The sequence below is a fragment of the Halomonas sp. JS92-SW72 genome (assembly GCF_003547075.1).
In the GTDB taxonomy this organism is placed as follows: domain Bacteria; phylum Pseudomonadota; class Gammaproteobacteria; order Pseudomonadales; family Halomonadaceae; genus Halomonas; species Halomonas alkalicola.
Window position 1 is genome coordinate 1,852,567 of the sequence record NZ_CP032147.1, and the last position, 19,184, is coordinate 1,871,750.

The following is a 19,184-nucleotide window of genomic DNA, read 5'->3' on the forward strand; positions in this document are numbered from 1 at the left end:
CCAGCCCCGGAGCGCTTTCATATGAAACACCATCATCCGGGGTTGCAGGGAATTCATCCCGCCCCCGCCCGGCGGCATGGGCACTGCCGGGCGACGGAGCCGGGCTCAGCGGGTCTCGATCCGCAGGTCGAGCCGGTCGGGCAGCGCCAGGGGATCGTCGGCCAGGCTCTCCAGCCGGCTCTCGGCCGGCAGGGTCACGGTGAGCTCGAGGGTCTCGGCGCTGCCCTCCATCAGTGCCACCAGGCCGGAAAGCAGCTCCTGCACCTGGGGGCCGAACATCATGCCGAAGCCCTGGGCCTGGGTGCGCGCCTGTTCCAGGTACTGGCGCTCGGTGACGCCCCCCATGGCGGCCCCCAGGGTCACCAGGCGCGGGAAGAGCCCGTGGTCGCCCAGGGTCAGGGAGAGCTCGCCGCCGAGCAGGGTCGCCGCCTCCAGCAGGCGCTCATCGGTGAAGAGCTGCGCCGCGCTCACGCCCTCGGGCAGCAGCACCGGCAGCGTCACGGCATGGGCCAGGCGCAGGGCATCCTTCAGGTCGATGTGCCCTTCGCTGGCCAGGCGGGTGTGGCCGTCGCGCTCCTCCCACTCGGCGTCGAAGGCGGCGTCCAGGCGCAGCCGCCCGCTGCCGTCGGTGAGTACGTTGCTGATCATGCGCAGCCGGGTGCGCTCGTCGGCCGGGGCCTGGTCGATCATCCGCGCCAGGTCGAGCTCCAGGGCCTCGACCCACAGGCCGCCGCTGCCGTCCTCGAGGTCGCCATCCAGGCGCAGGCTGGCCAGGGTAGCCACCGGCCCCTCCGCGAGCTCGAGGCTCAGCCCGGAGAGCAGGAGCCCCCCCAGCCACTGCTCGGCCAGGGCCTCCTCGTCCCGGGGCGGCACGGCGCGGCCGGGGTCGCTCAGCACCACCCGCTCGATGCCCATCACCCCCGGCTCCTCCAGGAACGCCTCCAGGCGAATGCCTTCCAGGGTGACCTCGTCGGGGCGGTCGTAGTCCCCGCGGACCACGTAGCGGTCGATGGTGAGCCGCTCGCCGTCGTGGCTCTCGAAACGCAGGTCCTCGGCGGTCACCCGGCTGCGCAGCAGCGCCGAGGAAATATCGCCGATCTCGAGGGTGCCCTCGCCGGCGAAGAAGGCCTGCAGGTCGGCCTCGAGGCGGTCTGTATCGGCCAGGGCCGGCGGCGCCAGGGCCAGAGCTGCACTCAGGGGAAGGGCGGAGAGCACTGCTGTGCGGATGTAACGAGACATGGATCACCTCCTGTGTGATCGGTGGGAAAGGAAGGCACTGCCAGTGAGCCTAGCTCAGACCGCCGAGGCGAGGCGCGCCTCGAGCCGCTCGTTGACCTGCTCCAGCACCGCCAGCCGGGCGCGACGCTTGTCGTCGCAGGCGACCAGCGACCACTCGGCGCCAGGGCGGTGGGTACGGGCGAACATCTCGTCGATGGCGGCCTGGTAGTCGTCCCAGCGCTCGCGATTGCGCCAGTCCTCGTCGGTCAGCTTGTGGCGCTTGTGGGGGGTGGCGGCACGGGCCTCGAAGCGCCTGAGCTGCTCGTCCTTGTCGATGGCGAGGAACAGCTTGATCAGCACCCCGCCATGGGCCAGCAGCTGCTGCTCGAAGTGGTGGATCTCACCATAGCCGCGCCGCCATTCGGCCTCGCTGGCCAGCCCCTCGACCCGCTCCACCAGCACCCGCCCGTACCAGCTGCGATCGAAGATGGCGATGCGCCCGTCGGCGGGCAGGCGGCGCCAGAAGCGCCAGCCCCAAGGCAGCGCCAGCTCCTCGTCGCTGGGCGCACCGATGCGATGGACCCGGTACTGGCGGGCATCCAGCGCCGCGGTGAGCCGGTGGATGCTGCCGCCCTTCCCCGCTGCGTCGTGGCCCTCGAAGGCGATCACCACCGGGATGCGTCGCCGGGCGAGCTCCCGGGCATTGGCGGCCAGGCGGGCCTGCCCGTGGGCCAGGCGCTCGCGGTAGGCGGCCTTGTCGATGGGCCCCTCCACTGCGGTGTCGGCACGCCGTAGTGAGGGGGTGCCGGGCGCCTCGTCCGGCCGCCTGGCGAGGGTCGCCGCCGGCGGTTCAGGGGGGGCTTCCAGGGCCGCCAGCAGGGCACGGCCGACTCGGGGAAGCTGCTCCCCCGGGTCATGGAAGGGCAGCCGTTGCCAGGGGGCATGGGGCGCCTCGGTGTCATCGCGCAGCGACCGCCCGATCGCCTCGATCGCGGCATGCTGGGCGTGGCGCTGCCACTCGCTCACGCCGACCTGCCAGGCCCGGGCCGGGTCCTGCTGCAGGTCGGCCAGGTGGCGGCGCTGCTCGCGGCGGCCGATGTCGGTCCACAGCTTGAGCAGCACCACCCCCTCGGCGGCGAGCTCCGCCTCGAAGGCGCGGATCTCCGCCAGGCGGTCCTGGAAGGCCCCGGGAGAGAGCCGGCGCTCGGCGCGGGCAAACAGCGCATCGCCGTACCAGCCATGGATGAAGATGCCGATGCGGCCGCGATCGGGCACCCGCCGCCAGTAGCGCCACCAGTAGGGGCGCGACTGCTCCTCGCTGCTCGGCCCCAGGGCGTGCACCTCGGTGTGGCGGTTCTCCAGCCAGTGGTTGAGGCGGTTGACCACCTCGCCCTTGTGGGTCACCGCATGCCCGGTGAGCAGCAGGATCACCGAGCGCTGCTTCTCCCGGGCCAGGGCGAGCTGGGCATCCAGCAGCCGGTAGCGCAGGGTCTCGGTCTTCATGCGCTTCCCCTCAGGTCTCGCCCAGCAGGCCGAGGCTCGCCGCCGGGGCCTGGCGGCGCAGGTCCCGGGAGAGCAGGTGGCCGATGGCACCGATCAACAGCGCCCCGCCCAGCGGCAGCGCCAGCCACAGCCAGCCGTGCAGCCGCGGCGTCAGATCGAACCAGGCCAGGTAGATGGCGGCGGTGGCGAGCTCCGCCAGCAGCGCCCCCATCAGGCCGCTGGCAAGGCCGAGGATGGCGAACTCCGCCCCCTGCACCCGGGAGAGCATGCGGTTGCCGGCGCCGAACACCCGCAGCAGGCCGCTCTCGTGGGCGCGCACCGGGCGACTGGCGGTGAGGGCGGCGTAGAGCACGCTGACCCCGGCCAGCAGCACGAACACCAGCACCAGCTCCACGGCGCGGGTCACCTGGGTCAGCAGCTCGCGCACCTGGCCGAGGATGGCATCCACGTTGAGCAGCGAGACCCCGGGGAAGGCGCGCACCAGCTCACGCAGGGTGGTGGTCTCGCCGGCATCCAGGTGGAAGGCGGTGATGTAGCTGTGGCCGAAGCGCTCCAGCACCCCGGGCGGGAAGATCACGAAGAAGTTGGGCCGGAAGCTGTCCCAGTCCAGGTCGCGCAGGCTCGCGATCTCGCCGACGATCTCCTCGCCGCCGATGGTGAAGGTCAGGGTGTCGCCGAGCGCCAGGCCGAAGCGCTCCACCAGGCCATCCTCCACGGAGATCGGCACTCGGATCACCGCGGGCTCGGCGGCCACCTCCCCCAGCCAGCCGCCGGGCTCGGCGCCCTCCAGGGCATCGAACCACTGCCCCGCCACCAGGCGGTTGCCCTCCGGCAGGGTCTCGCGCCAGGTCAGGTTGAGCTCGCGGCGCAGGGTGTTGTCGCCGCGGGCGTCCGCCGGCACCGCCTCCCGCGGCGGCCGGTCGTTGATGGCGGTGATGCGCCCGCGCACCATGGGATAGAGGGCGCTGCGCGCATCGGCGGCGCCGCCGAGCGCCGTCTCGAAGTCCTCGCGCTCGTGAGGCTGGATGTTGATGGCGAAGTAGTTGGGGGTGTCCTCCGGCAGCTGGGCCTCCCAGGTGGTGAGCAGGTCGCCGCGCACCAGGGCGATCATCGCCATGGCGAAGAAGGTGACCGAGAAGGCCAGCAGCTGGCCGAGGCTCGCCGTGCGCCGCCGCGCCAGCTGGGCCCCGCCCAGGCGCAGCGCCTGGACGAGGTCGGCCTCGCCACCGCGGCGCGGCAGCCGCGCCGCCAGGCGCAGCACCCCCGCGAGCAGCAGCGACCCGAGCCCCCACAGCACCACCAGCATGACGAGCCCGCCCAGCAGCAGCCCCACCGAGAGGCCGAGGTCCCCGGAGTAGAGCCACAGCAGCGCCCCGAACACGGCGCTGGCCACCGCCACCACCAGCCAGGCCGCGGCGGGCAGCGGGTCGAGCTCGCGGCGCAGCACCTTGAGCGCGCTGACCTTCTTCAGGCGCAGCAGGGTCGGGCCGGCGAAACCCACCAGCACGGCCAGGGCGGTGAGCACGCCGAGCCACAGCGGCAGCGCCCCGGGGGGCGGCAGCTCCATGGGCAGGAAGGCGGTGAGCAGGGCCAGCAGCCCGGCCTGGCCGGCCAGCCCCAGCAGCGCGCCCACCGCCGAGGCGGCCAACGCCAGCCACAGCAGCTGCAGGCTGAAGAGCCGCGTCAGCTCCCCCTGGGTGGCGCCGAAGCAGCGCATCAGCGCCGCGGTATCCAGGTGGCGATCCACGTAGCGCCGGGTGGCCATGGCCACCGCCACCCCGGCCAGCAGCACGGCGGCGAGCCCGGCGAGGCTCAGGTAGCGCTCGGCGCGCTCCAGGGCGTTGCCGAGCTGGGGGCGGTCGCGGCGCACGTCGCGCACCTCGATGCCGTCGCGGCGCAGCTGGGCCAGCAGCGGCGCCAGGTCGTCGATGATATCCGGCGGCCCCGCGGCGAGCAGTTCATAGGAGACCCGCGAGCCGTCCTGCACCAGGTTGGAGGCGGCGAGGTCCGCTGCGTGCATCATCAGCCGCGGGTTGAAGTTGGCGAAGCCGCCGGACTGGTCGGGCTCGCGCTCGACCAGCCCGGCCACGGTGAGCTCGGTCTCCCCCACCTGCACGCGGTCGCCGAGCTCGGCCTCGAGGAGCAGCGCCAGGCGCGGCGCCAGCCAGGCCTCCCCCGGGGCCGGGCCCCGGGCCACCGCTTCACTGCCCTCCCCCAGATCCACGTGGACGGCGCCATAGAGCGGGTAGCGCTGGTCCACCACCTTGAGGCTGGCGGGCTGGAAGGCGTCCCCGAAGCTGACCATGGAGACCATGCCCACCTGGTCGGCGAGCACCAGCCCGGCCTCCTCCAGGGTCTGGCGCAGCTCGCTGCCGAAGGGGCGGCCCTGCTCCAGCACCAGATCGCCGCCCAGCAGCTGGCTGGCCTGGCGCTCCAGGCCGCGGTCCAGGCGGTCGAGGAAGAAGCCGATCATGGTGGAGGCGGCCACCGCCAGGGCCAGGGCGACGAACAGCGCGCGCACGTCGGCGGCCCGCAGGTCGCGGGCCAGCCCCCGGGCCGAGAAGCGCGCCAGGCGCAGGGCGGTCAGGCTCATGCGCTCACCTCGTCGAGGCGCAGGGTCTCCAGGCGGCCGTGGTCCAGGCGCAGGCAGCGGTCGCAGCGCCGCGCCAGGGCGTGGTCGTGGGTGACCAGCACCAGGGTGGTGCCGGCCTCGCGGTTGAGCGAAAAGAGGGTCTCGATGATGCGCTCGCCGGTGTCCGGGTCGAGGTTGCCGGTGGGCTCGTCGGCGAACACCAGCTCGGCGCCGGTGACGAAGGCCCGGGCCAGGGCGACCCGCTGCTGCTCGCCGCCGGAGAGCTGCTTGGGCAGGTGGTCGAGACGCTCGCCCAGGCCCACCCGCTCGAGCCACTCCCGGGCGCGGGCCTCGGTGCCCGGCCGCGGCGAGAGCTCCAGCGGCAGCATCACGTTCTCAAGCGCGGTGAGGGTCGGCAGCAGCTGGAAGTTCTGAAACACGAACCCCACCCGGCCGGCGCGCAGCCGGGCGCGGCCATCCTCGTCCAGCGGGGCGAGGGACTGCCCGAACATCGAGAGCTCGCCGCCGGTGGGCAGGTCGAGCCCGGCCAGCAGGCCCAGCAGGGTCGACTTGCCCGCGCCGCTCTGGCCGAGGATCGCCACCGTCTCGCCGGGGAACACCGAGAGGGCCAGGTCACTCAGAATGGTGAGCTGCCGGTCGCCGCTCCTGACCTGCTTGGCCAGGTGCTCGGCGTGTAGAATCGGCGTCATGTCCATGCGAGAGGTATCGTTCATGATGAAGGGATTCCCTGGTTGTGCGTATCGTCGATTGACCGCCTGGCTGCTGGCCCTGGCCCTGGCGCTGGCCGCCGGCACGGCGCTGGCCGAGGCACGCCCCACCCTGCTGGTGATGGGCGACAGCCTGAGCGCGGCCTACGGCATCGAGGCCGACGAGGGCTGGGTCAGTCTGCTGGAAGCACGGCTCGACGGAAAGGCGCGGGTGGTCAACGCCAGCATCAGCGGCGAGACCAGCGCCGGCGGCGCCAGCCGGCTGCCCGAGCTTCTCGGACAGCATGCCCCCGACATTGTTCTGCTCGAACTGGGCGGCAACGACGGCCTGCGCGGCCTGCCGCCGGGCCAGTTCAAGGGCAACATGACTCGCATGATCGAGGCGAGCCTGGCGGCCGAGGCCGAGGTGCTGCTGCTCGGCATCGACATCCCGCCCAACTACGGCCAGGCCTACCGTGACGCCTTCACCGGGGTCTTCCACCGCCTGGCCGAGGCGTTCGACCTGCCGCTGGTGCCCTTCCTGCTGGAGGGGGTGGCGCTGGACGAGACGCTGATGCAGGGCGATGGCATCCACCCCACGGCAGAGGCCCAGCCGATCATCCTCGACACCGTCTGGCCCGAGCTCGCACCGCTGCTGAAGGCGAATGGTGTCCTGGCGGCGAAGGCCGATCTGCCCTGACAGCGACCCGGAGTCGACGCCGGCTCAGGCCTGCGGGTGCGGCGCCGGGGCCTTCTGCCACTGCTGCAGCGCGAGGCCCCCGAGGATCAGCACGAGGCCGACCAGGGTCGAGGCCAGGATCGGCTCCCCCACCACCAGAAAGAGCAGCAGCAGCGACACCGGCGGCGAGAGGAAGATCAGGTTGGAGACCTTGGCCGTGCGCGACACCCGGTGCACGGCGAGCTGCCACAGCACGAAGGCGATGCCCATCTCGAAGAGCCCCACGTAGACCCCGGCGGCGAGCCCCGGCCAGCCGTACCACTGGAGGCCCGGCCCCGCCAGCAGCAGCAGCGTGAGCACCGGCAGCCCGACGCTGAAGTTCTGCCACTGGGCCACCAGCGGCGGGCGATGATCCCGTGCATTGAGCAGCCAGTAGAGCGCCCAGATCAGGGTCGAGGCCAGCGCCAGGGCGACCCCCAGGGGATCCGCGAAAGCCACGTCGAACACCGCCCCGCGGGTGGCGATCACCCACACCCCGGCGTAGGCGACCAGGCCGGCCAGCACATCCATTCGAGTCAGCCGCTGGCCGAGCAGCGGCACGGCGAGAAACGCCATGGCCAGCGCCCAGGTGTAGTTGAGGGCCATGGCCTCCTGGCCCGGCAGGCGGTCATAGGCCCCAAAGAGCAGCAGGTAGTAGGCCACCGGGTTCATCAGCCCCGCCCAGGCGGCGGTGCGCCAGCCGCGCTGGAACGCCTGGCCGGCGAGCCCCTGGCGCACCACCAGGGCGCCGATCAGCGCCCAGGAGACCAGCGAGGCGAGCCACATCAACTCAAGCGGCGACATGTAGCCCAGCGCCACCTTGAAGGCGGTGGCCACGGTGGACCACAGCGCCACGGCGCCGAGGCCGTAGAGCATCGCCTGACCGTCCCGGGTCATGGCGATGAGCGCCCGCCGGGAGAGCGGCGGTGAAGCAGGATGGATGACACGGCGGCCTCCCTGTCGCGACAATATGAGTGAAACATCCTACCAGCGAGGAGCCCCCATGGCCGCACCCGAGATCAGCCAGTCCCGCCTCTACGAGTGGCTGACCGGCGACGAGGACAGCCGGATGTGCAAGGACATCCCGGACGAGGCCTGCGACGAGCAGCCGCGGAGCTTCTTCCTGCACCTGGTCGCCTCGCTCGGTAACAAGCTGGCCGACGAGCTTTCCAGCGCAAGGCTGGTGCTGCCCTGGCTGATGGGGGTAATCGGCGCACCGCTGTGGATGGTGGGCCTGCTGGTGCCGATCCGCGAGGCCGGCGCCCTGCTGCCCCAGCTCTTCGTGGCGGGGTTCATTCGCTTAAGGCCCGAGCGCAAGTGGGCCTGGGTGGCGGGCGGGCTGCTGCAGGCGGTGGCCGCGGCCCTGCTCGCCCTGCTGGCGCTGTTCGGCTCCGGCGCCGTGGGCGGCGGGCTGGTGCTCGCCGTGCTGGTGGCGCTGTCGCTCGCCCGGGGGCTCTCCTCGGTGGCCACCAAGGACGTGCTGGGCAAGACCATCAGCAAGCAGCGCCGCGGCACCCTGATGGGCTGGAGCGGCAGCATGGCCGGGGCGGTGACCCTGGCCGCCGGTGCGGTCCTGGTGCTCTTCGACGACCGGCCAGGAGAGCTGGCCCTGGCGGTGCTGCTGGGCATCGCGGCCCTGGGCTGGGGCCTCAACGCCCTGTGTGCGGCGCGCATCAGGGAGGCCCCCGGCGCCGTGGGGGGCGGCGAGAACGCCTGGGACAGCGTCAGGCTGGGGCTGCGCCTGCTGCGCGAGGATCGCGCCTTCCTGCACTTCAACCTCTCCCGCGCCCTGCTGCTGGCCAGCGCCCTGGCACTGCCCTACGTGGCGCTGCTCGGCCAGCAGCAGAGCGGCACCGCACTGGGGGGACTCGGCGTGCTGATCGTGGTCTCGGGGCTCGCCGGCATGGTGGCGAGCCCGGTATGGGGCAAGCGCGCCGACGCCTCCAGCCGCCAGGTGATGCGTGATGCCGGGCTCGGCGCGACCCTCTGCTGCCTGCTGGCCGCCGCCATCGCCTGGCTGCCGGGTGCCTGGAGCCAGACCGTATGGCCCTATGCGCTGGTCTATGCCCTGCTGGTGATCATCCACGCCGGGGTGCGCCTGGGCCGCAAGACCTATATCGTCGACATGGCCGGCAGCGACAGGCGCGCCCTCTACGTGGCGCTCTCCAATACCATCACCGGGGTGCTGATGCTGGCGGTGGGTGGCCTGGTCGGCGCGCTGGCCCAGTGGCTCGGCACCGCCGCGCTGATGGTGGTGCTGGCGCTGATGGCGCTGGCCGCCGCGGCCAGCGCCAGCCGGCTGCCTGAGGTGGAGTGAACAGGTAGCGTGAACGCGCCGCGTTGAAATCCCCCGGCCGTCTGGCCATGATGTAATCAGCTGTGAAGTGCCCGCCGCCGTCGCCCTACCGGGCGGCCAGGACAGGATTTGCGACAGGATCGCCCAGAATGGAACGTCCAGAATGAAACGATCACCCCTGATCAGCCCGGAACTGCTCGAGCGCATCGTGGATGCCTCCGAAGATGGCATCGTGGTCGCCGAACAGGAAGGCGACGAGAACATCCTGATCTACGTGAACAAGGGGTTCGAGCGCCTGACCGGCTACAGTGCCGACGAGATCCTCTACCAGGACTGCCGCTTCCTGCAGAACGAGGATCGCGACCAGGAGGGCCTGGTGGCCATCCGCAAGGCGCTGGCCGAGGGCCGCCCCTGCCGCACCGTGCTGCGCAACTACCGCAAGGACGGCACCCTGTTCTGGAACGAGCTCTCCATCACCCCCGTCCACGACGACGATGACAACCTGACCTACTACATCGGCGTTCAGAAGGACGTCACCGAGCGGGTCGAGGCCCAGCTGGAACTGGAGCGCCTCAAGGCCCAGCATGGCCTGGAGTGAGCCGGCCCGGGCTGCCCCGGCCGACCGCGCCGGCAAATAAATTCGCGCGGGGGCTTGTGCCCTGCGCGAAGTGGCGATATATAGCGCCCAGGCAACCATGTTGCCTGGGCGCTTCGGATTCCGCGTTACAGAGCTGCAACGCACTGGGGAAGAGAAGCAATATGTGACCGGTCGACGCCCGTCGACCCCTGGCCATGGGAGGAGATCGCATGGGCCGTGAACACCTTCTCGAACCGAGCCTCGATGACGAGGTGGACTTTTCCGAAGCGGTGAACGACGAGGAGTATGCTCGTCCCCGCACCAGCCGCGCCGACACCCTGCGCGCCCGCCGCCGCGTGGAGGCGCTGCTCGAGGAGCGTCGCCTGCGTCGCGCCATCGAGGACGACTGGGCCATCGACGAAGAGGAGTAGGGCCGCGGCTGGCCTTTGCCTGCAGTGGCCACTATCATCGTGGCCACTGCAAATCCTCCAACCGATGGGTTCCCATGGCGCAATACGTCTTCACCATGAACCGGGTGGGCAAGGTCGTGCCCCCCAAGAAGCAGATCCTCAAGGACATCTCCCTCTCCTTCTTCCCGGGTGCCAAGATCGGCGTGCTGGGCCTCAACGGCTCGGGCAAGTCGACCCTGCTGCGCATCATGGCCGGGGTCGACACCGAGTTCGAGGGCGAGGCGCGCCCGATGCCGGGCATCAACGTCGGCTACCTGCCCCAGGAGCCCGAGCTCGACGACGACAAGAACGTCCGCGAGACCGTGGAAGAGGCCCTGGGCGCCATCAAGGAAGCCCAGGAGAAGCTCGACGCCGTCTACGCCGCCTACGCCGAGCCGGATGCCGACTTCGACGCCCTGGCCGCCGAACAGGCGCGCCTGGAGAACATCATCGAGGCCGCCGACGCCCACAACCTCGAGCGCAAGCTCGAGGTGGCCGCCGAGGCCCTGCGCCTGCCGCCCTGGGAGGCCCGCGTCGGCCATCTCTCCGGCGGCGAGCGGCGCCGCGTGGCGCTCTGCCGCCTGCTGCTCTCCAGCCCCGACATGCTGCTGCTCGACGAGCCCACCAACCACCTCGACGCCGAGTCGGTGGCCTGGCTGGAACGCTTCCTGCACGACTACAACGGCACCGTGGTGGCGATCACCCACGACCGCTACTTCCTCGACAACGTGGCGGGCTGGATCCTCGAGCTCGACCGCGGCCAGGGCATCCCCTTCGAGGGCAACTACTCCGGCTGGCTCGAGGCCAAGGAGCAGCGCCTGGCCCGCGAGGCCAAGCAGGAGGCCTCGAAGAACAAGGCCATCAAGCAGGAGCTGGAGTGGGTGCGCTCCAACGCCAAGGGCCGCCAGGCCAAGAGCAAGGCGCGCCTCAACCGCTTCGAGGAGATGCAGTCCGGCGACTTCCAGAAGCGCAACGAGACCAACGAGATCTACATTCCGCCCGGCCCGCGCCTGGGCGACAAGGTCATCGAGTTCCACGGCGTCGCCAAGGGCTTCGATGACAAGCTGCTCTACGAGGACCTCTCCTTCACCGTGCCCAAGGGCGCCATCGTCGGCATCGTCGGCGGTAACGGCGCGGGCAAGTCGACCCTGTTCAAGCTGATCACGGGCAAGGAACAGCCCGACGCCGGCGAGGTGGTGATCGGCGATACCGTCGATGTCGCCTATGTGGAGCAGCTGCGCGACGGCCTGGACGACAAGCAGACGGTGTGGGAAGCGGTCTCCGACGGCCAGGACATGCTCAACATCAACGGCTACGAGGTCTCCTCGCGGGCCTACGTGGGGCGTTTCAACTTCAAGGGCAATGACCAGCAGAAGCGCTTGAACGAGCTCTCCGGCGGCGAGCGCGGGCGCCTGCAGCTGGCCCAGACCCTGAAGCAGGGTGCCAACGTGCTGCTGCTCGACGAGCCTTCCAACGACCTGGACATCGAGACCCTGCGCGCCCTGGAAGAGGCCCTGCTGGCCTTCCCCGGCTGCGCCATGGTGATCTCCCACGATCGCTGGTTCCTCGACCGCATCGCCACCCACATCCTGGCCTTCGAGGGCGACTCCCACGTGGAGTTCTTCGAGGGCAACTACGCCGAGTACGAGGCGGACCACAGGAAGCGCGTGGGCGACGACACCCCGCACCGCATGAAGTACAAGCGCATCGACGCCTGAGACGTCGACGCCCTTTCCTCATGCGCAGATAGAGAAGGCCCCTCCAGATGGAGGGGCCTTCTGCGTTGGGGGTGATGGCCGCCGGGGAGAGGCGGTCAGCGTCGTCCGAAGAGCAGCGACACCACGAACAGGATCAGGAACAGCACGAAGAGGATCTGGGCGATCGAGGTGGCGACCCCGGCGATACCGGTGAAGCCGAGGACGCCGGCGATAATGGCGATAATCAGAAATAGCAGGGCGTTGCCAAGCATGGGAACCTCCATTTCCGGTGCATTTTCCGGTTATCCAGCGGGGCCAGCCTTCGCCCCGCGCTCCCCTACAGCCTTGTCATCCCGAGCAGGAATGGCAAGTTACGCTTGGTGTCCCCCTGTAACACGCATGCCCTTCACGGCTGGCTCAGTAGAGCTCCGGCGCCCCCTCGGGGCGGGTCTTGAAGCGCCGGTGCAGCCACAGGTACTGCTCGGGATGCTTGCGGATGGCGCCCTCGATGAAGGCATTGATGCGCGCCGCATCGGCCACCTCGTCCCCGCTGGGGAAGTTGTCCAGCGGCGGCAGGTACTCCAGGGTATAGGTGCGGTTGTCCGGGTTACGGTGGAACATCAGCGGCATGACCGGTGCCCCGGTCATGCGGGCGATCTTGGCGGTGAGCTTGATGCTGGCCGCCTCGATGCCGAAGAAGGGAGCGAAGACGCTGACATCGCGACCGAAGTCCTGATCCGGTGAGTACCAGACGTGATGGCCTGCCTTGATGCGGCGCACCACGCCGCGCAGGTCGTGGCGGTCGATGGCGGTGCCGAAGATGCGCTTGCGGGCCCGGGTCATGAAGCGCTCGAAGAGCGGGTTGTCGTGGGGGCGATAGACCACGTCCGCCGGGAAGAAGAGCGAGTGCAGGGCCCCGCCCAGGTCGAGGGTCGAGAAGTGCACGCCGATGACCAGCGCCCCCTTCCCTTCGGCCTGCACCCTGGCCATATGCTCCTGGCCCTTGAAGGTGACCCGGTGGCGCAGGTGCTCCGGGTCACGGCACCAGCCGGTGGCGGTCTCCATGATGCCGATGCCGTTGGCGATAAAGGTCTCCCTGACCAGCCGCCGCTGCTGGTCATCATCCAGCTCGGGAAAGCAGAGCCTGAGGTTGGTCTCGGTAATATGGCGCCGGCGCCGGGCGAAGCGCCAGGCGGCCAGGCCAATTCCCTTGCCGACCCAGAGCTTGAGCCGCCAGGGCAGCCAGGCCGCCAGGTACATCAGCCCGATGGCGAACCACACCGGCCAGTAGCGGGGGTGGGCGAAGTTCTGGTGGCTCATGGGGACAGACCCCAATTAACGGACCGCTCCATGTGAACCCTCTCCTTGTGCATGATTAATTGGGGTCTGTCCCCGATTCCCCATGATACCGCCTCGGCACCCGGGGCAGCACCCCGGTGAGCAGGGTGTAGCTGATGGTGTCGCAGTGACGGGCGACCTCGTCCACGCCGAGCACCTCGCCATTGGTGGCCCGGCCCCACAGCACCACCTCGCTGCCGATCTCCGCCTCGGGGATATCGGTGATATCCACGGTCATCATGTCCATGGAGACCTTGCCGGCCACGGCGGTGCGACGGCCCGCCACCAGCACCGGGGTGCCGTCCACGGCGTGGCGGTCGTAGCCGTCGCCGTAGCCACAGGCCACCACGCCGATGCGCGACGGCCGCGGGGTGACCCAGCGCCCGCCGTAGCCCACCGGCTCGCCGGCGGGCAGCTCGCGCACGGCGATGATCGCCGAGCGCAGGGTCATCACCGGCGCGAGCCGGCGGCTCGCCTCGTTGGCGCGCTCCAGCGGGTCGCTGCCGTAGAGCATCACCCCGGGACGGTTCCAGGCGCCGTGGGCCTCGGGGCGGGCCAGGGTGGCCGGCGAGTTGGCCAGGCAGAGCGGTGCGCCGAGCCGCTCGGCCAGGGCCGCGAGCCGCGTCATCTGGCCGGCGAAGTAGCCGGTGGCGGCAAGGTCCGCGGTGGCGAAGTGGGTCATCAGGTGCAGGTCGCAGGCGTGAACGGGTGCCGCCGCCAGGCGTTGCCAGGCGCCCTCCGCCCGCTCGGGAGAAAAGCCCAGGCGGTGCATGCCGGTATCCACCTTGAGCCAGGTGGGAATCGGCCGGGCGGGACGCCGGGCGAGCAGCGCCTCCACCTGCCAGTCGCTGTGCACCGCCATCCACAGGCCCAGCGCCTCGACCTGGTCGAGCTCAGCGGCCTCGAAGATCCCCTCGAGCAGCACGATGGGAGTACTGATGCCCGCCTCGCGAAGGGTCACCGCCTCCTCGATGCAGGCCACCGCGAAGGCCGGGGCGAGGCCCTCAAGCGCTCGCGCGCAGGCCACCGCACCATGGCCGTAGGCGTCGGCCTTGAGCACCGCGACGGCACGGCTGTCGGGGGCCAGGGAGCAGGCGAGACGATAGTTGTGACGCAGGGCATCGAGGTCGATATCGGCGATCAGCGGCCGGGCCATGGCGGATCCTGAAGCTGTGAAGGGAGAGGCTGGCGAGAAGAATTGACCAGAAGAGCTGGCATTATCCATGGATAGCGCGGCTATCTCATGACAGAAACCACCAAATTATTGGTGGTTTCTGGTGACAAGAGTCAATAAATAATCAGCTGGCAGCAAATCTTCAGGATGGCGACCGAGGCCGCTGACCGATGTTCATCACCGGGTCATCGTTGGCCATCGCCGGCAGCTCCAGCGACACCGCCCCCTCGCTGCGCAGCCAGGCGTTGACCGCCTGGATCGACTCGGCGTCGAGCAGCCCCGCCTGCTGCTGCAGGCGCAGCAGGCCGAGCACGTAGTCGTAGCGCGCCTCGGCGTGGTCGGCGATGGCGTTGAACAGGTTGCGCTCGGCGTTGAGCACGTCGACGATGTTGCGGGTGCCTACCTCGTAGCCGGAGCGGGTCGCCTCCAGGGCGCTGCGGTTGGAGACGATGGCCTGGGCACGAGCCTCCACCGTCTCCACGTCGTTGCTCACCCGGGTGAACAGCGAGCGCACCTGCTGGACGGTATCGCGGCGCTGGGCCTCGAAGTCGTACTGGGAGACCTCCAGTGCGAAGCCGCTCTGACGAATCTGTGCCTGGGTGCTGCCGCCGGTGTAGAGCGGCATGCTGGCACGCAGGCCGAGCTGGCTGCCGGAGTTGTAGCCGGAAGCCCCGCTGCGGTCGTTGTCCGAGTAGTCGTAGCGGGCGAAGGCCTCCAGGCGCGGCAGCTGGCCGGCCCGGGAGACGTCGAGCTCGCTGCGCGCCACCTCGATGCCGGCCTCGGCCATCTGCAGCATGGGACTGTTGGCCATGGCGAGCTCGACCCAGTCGCCACGATCCACGGGCTCCGGCGGCACGATGGGAATCTCCTCGGCGAGGCCGTCGATGCTCTCGTAGCGCTTCCCGGTCAGGCGCTCCAGGGCCTCGAAGCTGACCTGCATGGCGCTCTCGGCGGCGATGCGCTGGGCGCGGGCCAGGTCGAAGGAGGCCTGGGCCTCGTGCACCTCGGTGATGGCAATCAGCCCCACCTCGAAGCGCTCCCGGGCCTGCTCCAGCTGGCGCTCGATGGCGGTCTCCTGGGAGCGGCGCGCCGACAGGATGTCGTGGGCGCGCAGGATCTCGAAGTAGGCCTCGGCCACGTCCAGCAGCAGCTGCTGCTCGGCCACCGCAAGCGACAGCGATTCACGATCGACCCGGCGCTCGGCCTGCTGGAGCTGGGCGCGCCGCGCGGGGTCATAGAGCGCCTGGCTGGCGTCCAGGTTCACGCCGAGGCTGTTGACGTCGTCATCCTCGTCCCGCGGCAGCTGGCCGGGCTGCACCACGCCGCCGGACTGGCTCTCGTAGGTGCGGCTGTGGGTCAGGTTGGCACCGAGGCTGAGCTGGGGCAGCAGGGTGCCGCGCTGCACGTCGCGCCCCGCCTCCACGGCGGAGAAGCCCGAGCGGGCGGCGGCCAGGGTGGCGTCGTTGTCGAGGGCGTCACGGGCGACGGTCCAGAGGTCGGTGGCCTGAGCGGTGCCGGCCACGGCGAGCCCCACGAGGAGGACCAGCGGCCGGGGCACCAGGCGGGTCAGGGTCGGGCGATGCATGGGCTTGCGATTCCTGTACGGGGCCGAGGAGTGCATGCTGCCCCAGCAGCATGCAGGAAATCGGCAAGGGGGTGCCGGCCGGGGCGACACGCGAGCCGGCACCGAGCGCTAGGCGAAGATCGAATCCAGCGAGAGTCCCTGCTTGTCGAGCACCCGGCGCAGCTTCTTGAGCGCCTCGACCTGGATCTGGCGGACCCGCTCGCGGGTCAGGCCGATCTCCTCGCCCACCTGCTCGAGGGTCGCCGCCTCGTGGCCGCGCAGGCCGAAGCGACGCACCACCACCTCCATCTGCTTCTCGGTGAGCTCGGAGAGCCACTCGTCGACGTGCTGCTTGATGTCGCCATCGAGCAGCGAGGACTCGGGGCCCAGGTCGTTGTCGTCGGCCAGGGTCTCGATCAGCGGCTTGTCGCTGTCGCCGCCTACCGGGTAGTCCACCGAGGAGATGCGCTCGTTGAGGCCCATCATCTTCTTGACCGCCTCCACCGGCTTGTCGAGGTGCTCGGCGATCTCCTCGGCGGTGGCCTCGTGGTCGAGCTTCTGGGTCAGCTCGCGGGCCGCGCGCAGGTAGATGTTGAGCTCCTTGACCACGTGAATGGGCAGGCGGATGGTGCGGGTCTGGTTCATCAGCGCCCGCTCGATGGTCTGGCGGATCCACCAGGTGGCATAGGTGGAGAAGCGGAAGCCACGCTCGGGATCGAACTTCTCGACCGCGCGGATCAGGCCGAGGTTGCCCTCCTCGATCAGGTCGAGCAGCGACAGGCCGCGGTTGAGGTAGCGCCGGGCGATCTTGACCACCAGACGCAGGTTGGACTCGATCATCCTCGCGCGCCCGGCCGGATCCCCCTTGCGGGCCAGGCGGCCGTAGTAGACCTCCTCCTCCGGGGTCAGCAGCGGCGAGAAGCCGATCTCGTTGAGGTAGATCTGGGTCGCGTCGAGGCTGTGGTTGCTGTAGCGATCCTCGCGACTCAGCGCCTTCTCGAAGGCCTCCTCATCGTCACGACTGCTTTCCGTGTCGTCGTGGTCGTCGTCCAGTTCGTCGGCAGCGTCATCCACTACCGTGTCATCCTTCTCCTCGAGCGTGTCGAGATTCACATCCTGAAGGTCCCGTTCAAGCATGCTCATCGATGGCTACCCTGTGGTTGCGTCCCGGCGCCGATGCCAGACAACAGCATCGGCGCACCTGATTATTATTGTGTGACACCCCGCCGCTGCGCGGGCCTTCGGGGCCACCGAGCGCCTCAGCGGGACGGCAGGTAGTTCAGGGGGTCCTGCGGCTGGCCGTTCTTGCGCACCTCGAAGTGCAGTCGCACGTCCTCGGCGTCGCTGTCGCCCATGGTCGCAATGACCTCACCGGCCTCGACCACATCGTTCTCGCGCACGCGCAGGGAGTCGTTGTGGGCGTAGGCGCTCAGGTACTCGTCATTGTGCTTGAGCAGGATCAGGTTGCCGTAGCCCCGCACCCCGCTGCCCGCATAGACGACGATCCCCGGACCGGCGGCTCTGACAGGTTGCCCCTTTTGCCCAGCGATATCAATGCCGGCGGTGATGCTGCCGCCCTCGCCGAAACGACCGACGATCTCGCCGTCAGCGGGCCAGCGCCAGTTGACCTCGTCCACCGGGGTGTAGCTGCGCGAGCTGCGATCCGGCGCCGGGCTGCCGCCGGCCACGGCGGTGCCGGCATCCTGCTCGGGCTGTGCCGCGGGCGCGGGCTGGGGTTCGGGCGCAGGCTGGGGGGCCGGCTCGACCGCCGCCACTTCACGGGCCGCCTCCTGGGCTTCCGGCGCCGGCTCGGCGGCGCGCCGCTCGGCCAGGTCACGCTCGCTCAGGCTGCCGTCGGCGCCCGGCGTCGTGGCGTCGTAGATGGGGCCGGGGCCCGCCGTGCCGCCGGCGGCCTCCATGGCCCCCTCCATGGCCACCTGGGTCGGGCCGTCGGCCTCGTCCAGGGACTGGGCGGAGAGCCGACGGCCCTGCTCGGTGGTGCCGTCGGGCAGCAGCCACTCCATGCTGCCGCTCTCGACATCGGCGGGGGGCTGGCCACCGCCCAGGGGGGTGGCCACCACGCCAGGCGTGCTGGCCACGGCGGTGACGCCCTCGTCGCGGGCCGGTCCCGGGCCTTCCGCGTCCAGCACCAGGCGCTGGCCCGGCTGGATCTGGTAGGGGGGGCCGATGCGGTTGAGGCGTGCCAGATCGCGGTAGTCCATGTTGTGGCGCCAGGCGATGCCATAGAGGGTATCGCCCGTCTCCACGGTGTAGTGGGAGGCGGGTGCGCGCTCGCGGCTGACGGAGAGGTCACGGACCTGCGGCGCCTGGCCCTGCTGCTGGGCGGCACAGCCGGCCATGGCCAGGGCCAGCGCGGAAATCATCATTGCCTTACGCATCGGAAGCATCCTCCTTGTTCGCCCCCTTGGGCGTGCTCGCGGCGGCCGGACGCCGGCCGGTGCGGTCCAGCAGCAGCACCAGGGCCAGGCCGGCCAGCATCAGCGCGGCCACTGCCGGCAGCTGGGCCGATTCGCCGGTGAGCAGGGCGAAGTCGCCCGGGGTGAGATAGCGATAGTCCAGCGGGATCATCTGCCCCTCGGGGCCGAGCTGATAGCGTACCAGTTCGCGCCACGGCCAGAGTACCGGCAGCGATCCCACGATGAAGCCCAGCAGCAGCTGGAGGGTGGCCGCATGGTGGCGGCGCAGCAGCCAGGAGAGCAGGCGAGAGAAGAAGAACAGGCCGATCAGGCAGCCCACCCCGAACACGGCGATCAGGCCCATGTCGAAGGTGCGGATGCCCTGCATCACGGTGCCATAGAGCCCCATGGTGAGCAGCAGGAAGCTCCCGGAGACCCCGGGCAGCAGCAGCGCGCTGATGGCGATGGCACCGCCCACGATGAGCATCAGGTTGGGGCTGCCGAGCAGGGTGATCAGCGGCATCACCGCCGGCAGGAAGTGGGCCAGCAGCAGCCCCGCCACCAGCGGGGCGACGTGCCACCATCGCCAGTCGGTGGGATGGCGCCCCACCACCAGGGCCGAAGCCGCCACCAGGCCGAAGAAGAAGCCGTTGAGCAGCAGCGGATGGTCCTCCATCAGCCACACCACCAGGTGGGCGACGCTGATCAGGCTGGCGGCGATACCGGCCAGCAGCGGCACCACGAAGCCCAGGTTGAGGTGGGCGATCAGCATCGGCAGGCCGCCGCGTCGCCAGGCCACGAAGGCGCTGGGCCCGAACTGCTTGATGGTGTGAATCAGCTCCTCGTAGATGCCGGTGACGAAGGCGATGGTGCCGCCCGAGACCCCCGGGACCGCATCGGCGGCCCCCATTCCGGCGCCCCTGAGAAAGATTCCTGGATAACGCTTCAAGCACG

The 19,184-nt window shown here is 70.2% G+C and carries 17 protein-coding genes; 5 read left to right on the forward strand and 12 right to left on the reverse strand.

Annotated elements, in window-relative coordinates; genetic code table 11:
• Positions 1–105 precede the first annotated feature (105 nt).
• From D1793_RS08645 to D1793_RS08660, 4 genes are read right to left on the reverse strand one after another with little or no spacing between them, the layout of a single operon-like run.
• On the reverse strand, positions 106–1,239 hold the full coding sequence (locus tag D1793_RS08645) for a hypothetical protein (RefSeq protein WP_119021808.1): 1,134 nt from the start codon (positions 1,237–1,239) through the stop codon (positions 106–108).
• Between the two features lie 54 nt (positions 1,240–1,293).
• Positions 1,294–2,721: a polyphosphate:AMP phosphotransferase gene (locus tag D1793_RS08650; protein WP_119021809.1), complete on the reverse strand. Its 1,428-nt coding sequence runs from the start codon at positions 2,719–2,721 to the stop codon at positions 1,294–1,296.
• 10 nt (positions 2,722–2,731) lie between these two features.
• Entirely contained in the window at positions 2,732–5,314 is a 2,583-nt protein-coding gene (locus tag D1793_RS08655; protein WP_119021810.1) for an FtsX-like permease family protein, read from the reverse strand.
• Positions 5,311–6,027 carry an ATP-binding cassette domain-containing protein gene (locus D1793_RS08660; protein ID WP_119021811.1) on the reverse strand — a complete coding sequence of 239 codons (717 nt, stop codon included), beginning with the start codon at positions 6,025–6,027 and terminating at the stop codon, positions 5,311–5,313. The genes D1793_RS08655 and D1793_RS08660 overlap by 4 nt, the downstream gene beginning before the upstream one ends.
• Between D1793_RS08660 and D1793_RS08665 the strand changes: the two genes are divergently transcribed.
• Complete coding sequence (locus D1793_RS08665) at positions 6,026–6,700, forward strand: arylesterase (RefSeq protein ID WP_276110959.1); 675 nt, start codon at positions 6,026–6,028, stop codon at positions 6,698–6,700. The two genes, D1793_RS08660 and D1793_RS08665, sit on opposite strands and share 2 nt — an antisense overlap.
• 24 nt (positions 6,701–6,724) lie before the next feature.
• On the opposite strand, the gene D1793_RS08670 is transcribed toward D1793_RS08665, so the two are convergent.
• Complete coding sequence (locus D1793_RS08670) at positions 6,725–7,615, reverse strand: DMT family transporter (RefSeq protein WP_119021812.1); 891 nt, start codon at positions 7,613–7,615, stop codon at positions 6,725–6,727.
• Positions 7,616–7,721: 106 nt separating this feature from the next.
• Between D1793_RS08670 and D1793_RS08675 the strand changes: the two genes are divergently transcribed.
• The 4 genes from D1793_RS08675 to ettA all read left to right on the forward strand — a co-directional run bounded on the left by D1793_RS08675 (position 7,722) and on the right by ettA (position 11,758).
• Positions 7,722–9,035 carry an MFS transporter gene (locus D1793_RS08675; protein ID WP_119021813.1) on the forward strand — a complete coding sequence of 438 codons (1,314 nt, stop codon included), beginning with the start codon at positions 7,722–7,724 and terminating at the stop codon, positions 9,033–9,035.
• A 142-nt stretch (positions 9,036–9,177) separates the two neighbouring features.
• Positions 9,178–9,612, forward strand: coding sequence for a PAS domain S-box protein (locus tag D1793_RS08680; protein ID WP_119021814.1), 435 nt, complete (start codon positions 9,178–9,180; stop codon positions 9,610–9,612).
• Between the two features lie 209 nt (positions 9,613–9,821).
• Positions 9,822–10,022 carry a hypothetical protein gene (locus tag D1793_RS08685; RefSeq protein ID WP_169959042.1) on the forward strand — a complete coding sequence of 67 codons (201 nt, stop codon included), beginning with the start codon at positions 9,822–9,824 and terminating at the stop codon, positions 10,020–10,022.
• A 74-nt stretch (positions 10,023–10,096) separates the two neighbouring features.
• On the forward strand, positions 10,097–11,758 hold the full coding sequence (gene ettA / locus D1793_RS08690; protein ID WP_119021815.1) for an energy-dependent translational throttle protein EttA: 1,662 nt from the start codon (positions 10,097–10,099) through the stop codon (positions 11,756–11,758).
• 95 nt (positions 11,759–11,853) lie between these two features.
• Here the strand turns inward: ettA and D1793_RS08695 are convergent, their stop codons facing one another.
• From D1793_RS08695 to D1793_RS08725, 7 genes are all read right to left on the reverse strand, one after another.
• Positions 11,854–12,009: a DUF1328 domain-containing protein gene (locus D1793_RS08695; protein WP_119021816.1), complete on the reverse strand. Its 156-nt coding sequence runs from the start codon at positions 12,007–12,009 to the stop codon at positions 11,854–11,856.
• Positions 12,010–12,154: 145 nt separating this feature from the next.
• Positions 12,155–13,057: an LpxL/LpxP family Kdo(2)-lipid IV(A) lauroyl/palmitoleoyl acyltransferase gene (lpxL, locus tag D1793_RS08700; protein WP_119021817.1), complete on the reverse strand. Its 903-nt coding sequence runs from the start codon at positions 13,055–13,057 to the stop codon at positions 12,155–12,157.
• Positions 13,058–13,112: 55 nt separating this feature from the next.
• Complete coding sequence (gene alr, locus D1793_RS08705) at positions 13,113–14,231, reverse strand: alanine racemase (RefSeq protein WP_119021818.1); 1,119 nt, start codon at positions 14,229–14,231, stop codon at positions 13,113–13,115.
• Positions 14,232–14,391: 160 nt separating this feature from the next.
• Positions 14,392–15,834, reverse strand: a complete 1,443-nt coding sequence (locus D1793_RS08710; protein WP_119021819.1) for a TolC family outer membrane protein — start codon at positions 15,832–15,834, stop codon at positions 14,392–14,394.
• Positions 15,835–15,942: 108 nt separating this feature from the next.
• The gene (rpoS, locus tag D1793_RS08715; protein WP_162899939.1) at positions 15,943–16,956 is read right to left on the reverse strand and encodes an RNA polymerase sigma factor RpoS; all 1,014 of its coding nucleotides are present in this window, start codon (positions 16,954–16,956) and stop codon (positions 15,943–15,945) included.
• Between the two features lie 116 nt (positions 16,957–17,072).
• The gene (locus D1793_RS08720; RefSeq protein WP_119021820.1) at positions 17,073–18,212 is read right to left on the reverse strand and encodes a peptidoglycan DD-metalloendopeptidase family protein; all 1,140 of its coding nucleotides are present in this window, start codon (positions 18,210–18,212) and stop codon (positions 17,073–17,075) included.
• Complete coding sequence (locus D1793_RS08725) at positions 18,205–19,179, reverse strand: DUF368 domain-containing protein (protein ID WP_119021821.1); 975 nt, start codon at positions 19,177–19,179, stop codon at positions 18,205–18,207. The genes D1793_RS08720 and D1793_RS08725 overlap by 8 nt, the downstream gene beginning before the upstream one ends.
• Between the last annotated feature and the right edge of the window lie 5 nt (positions 19,180–19,184).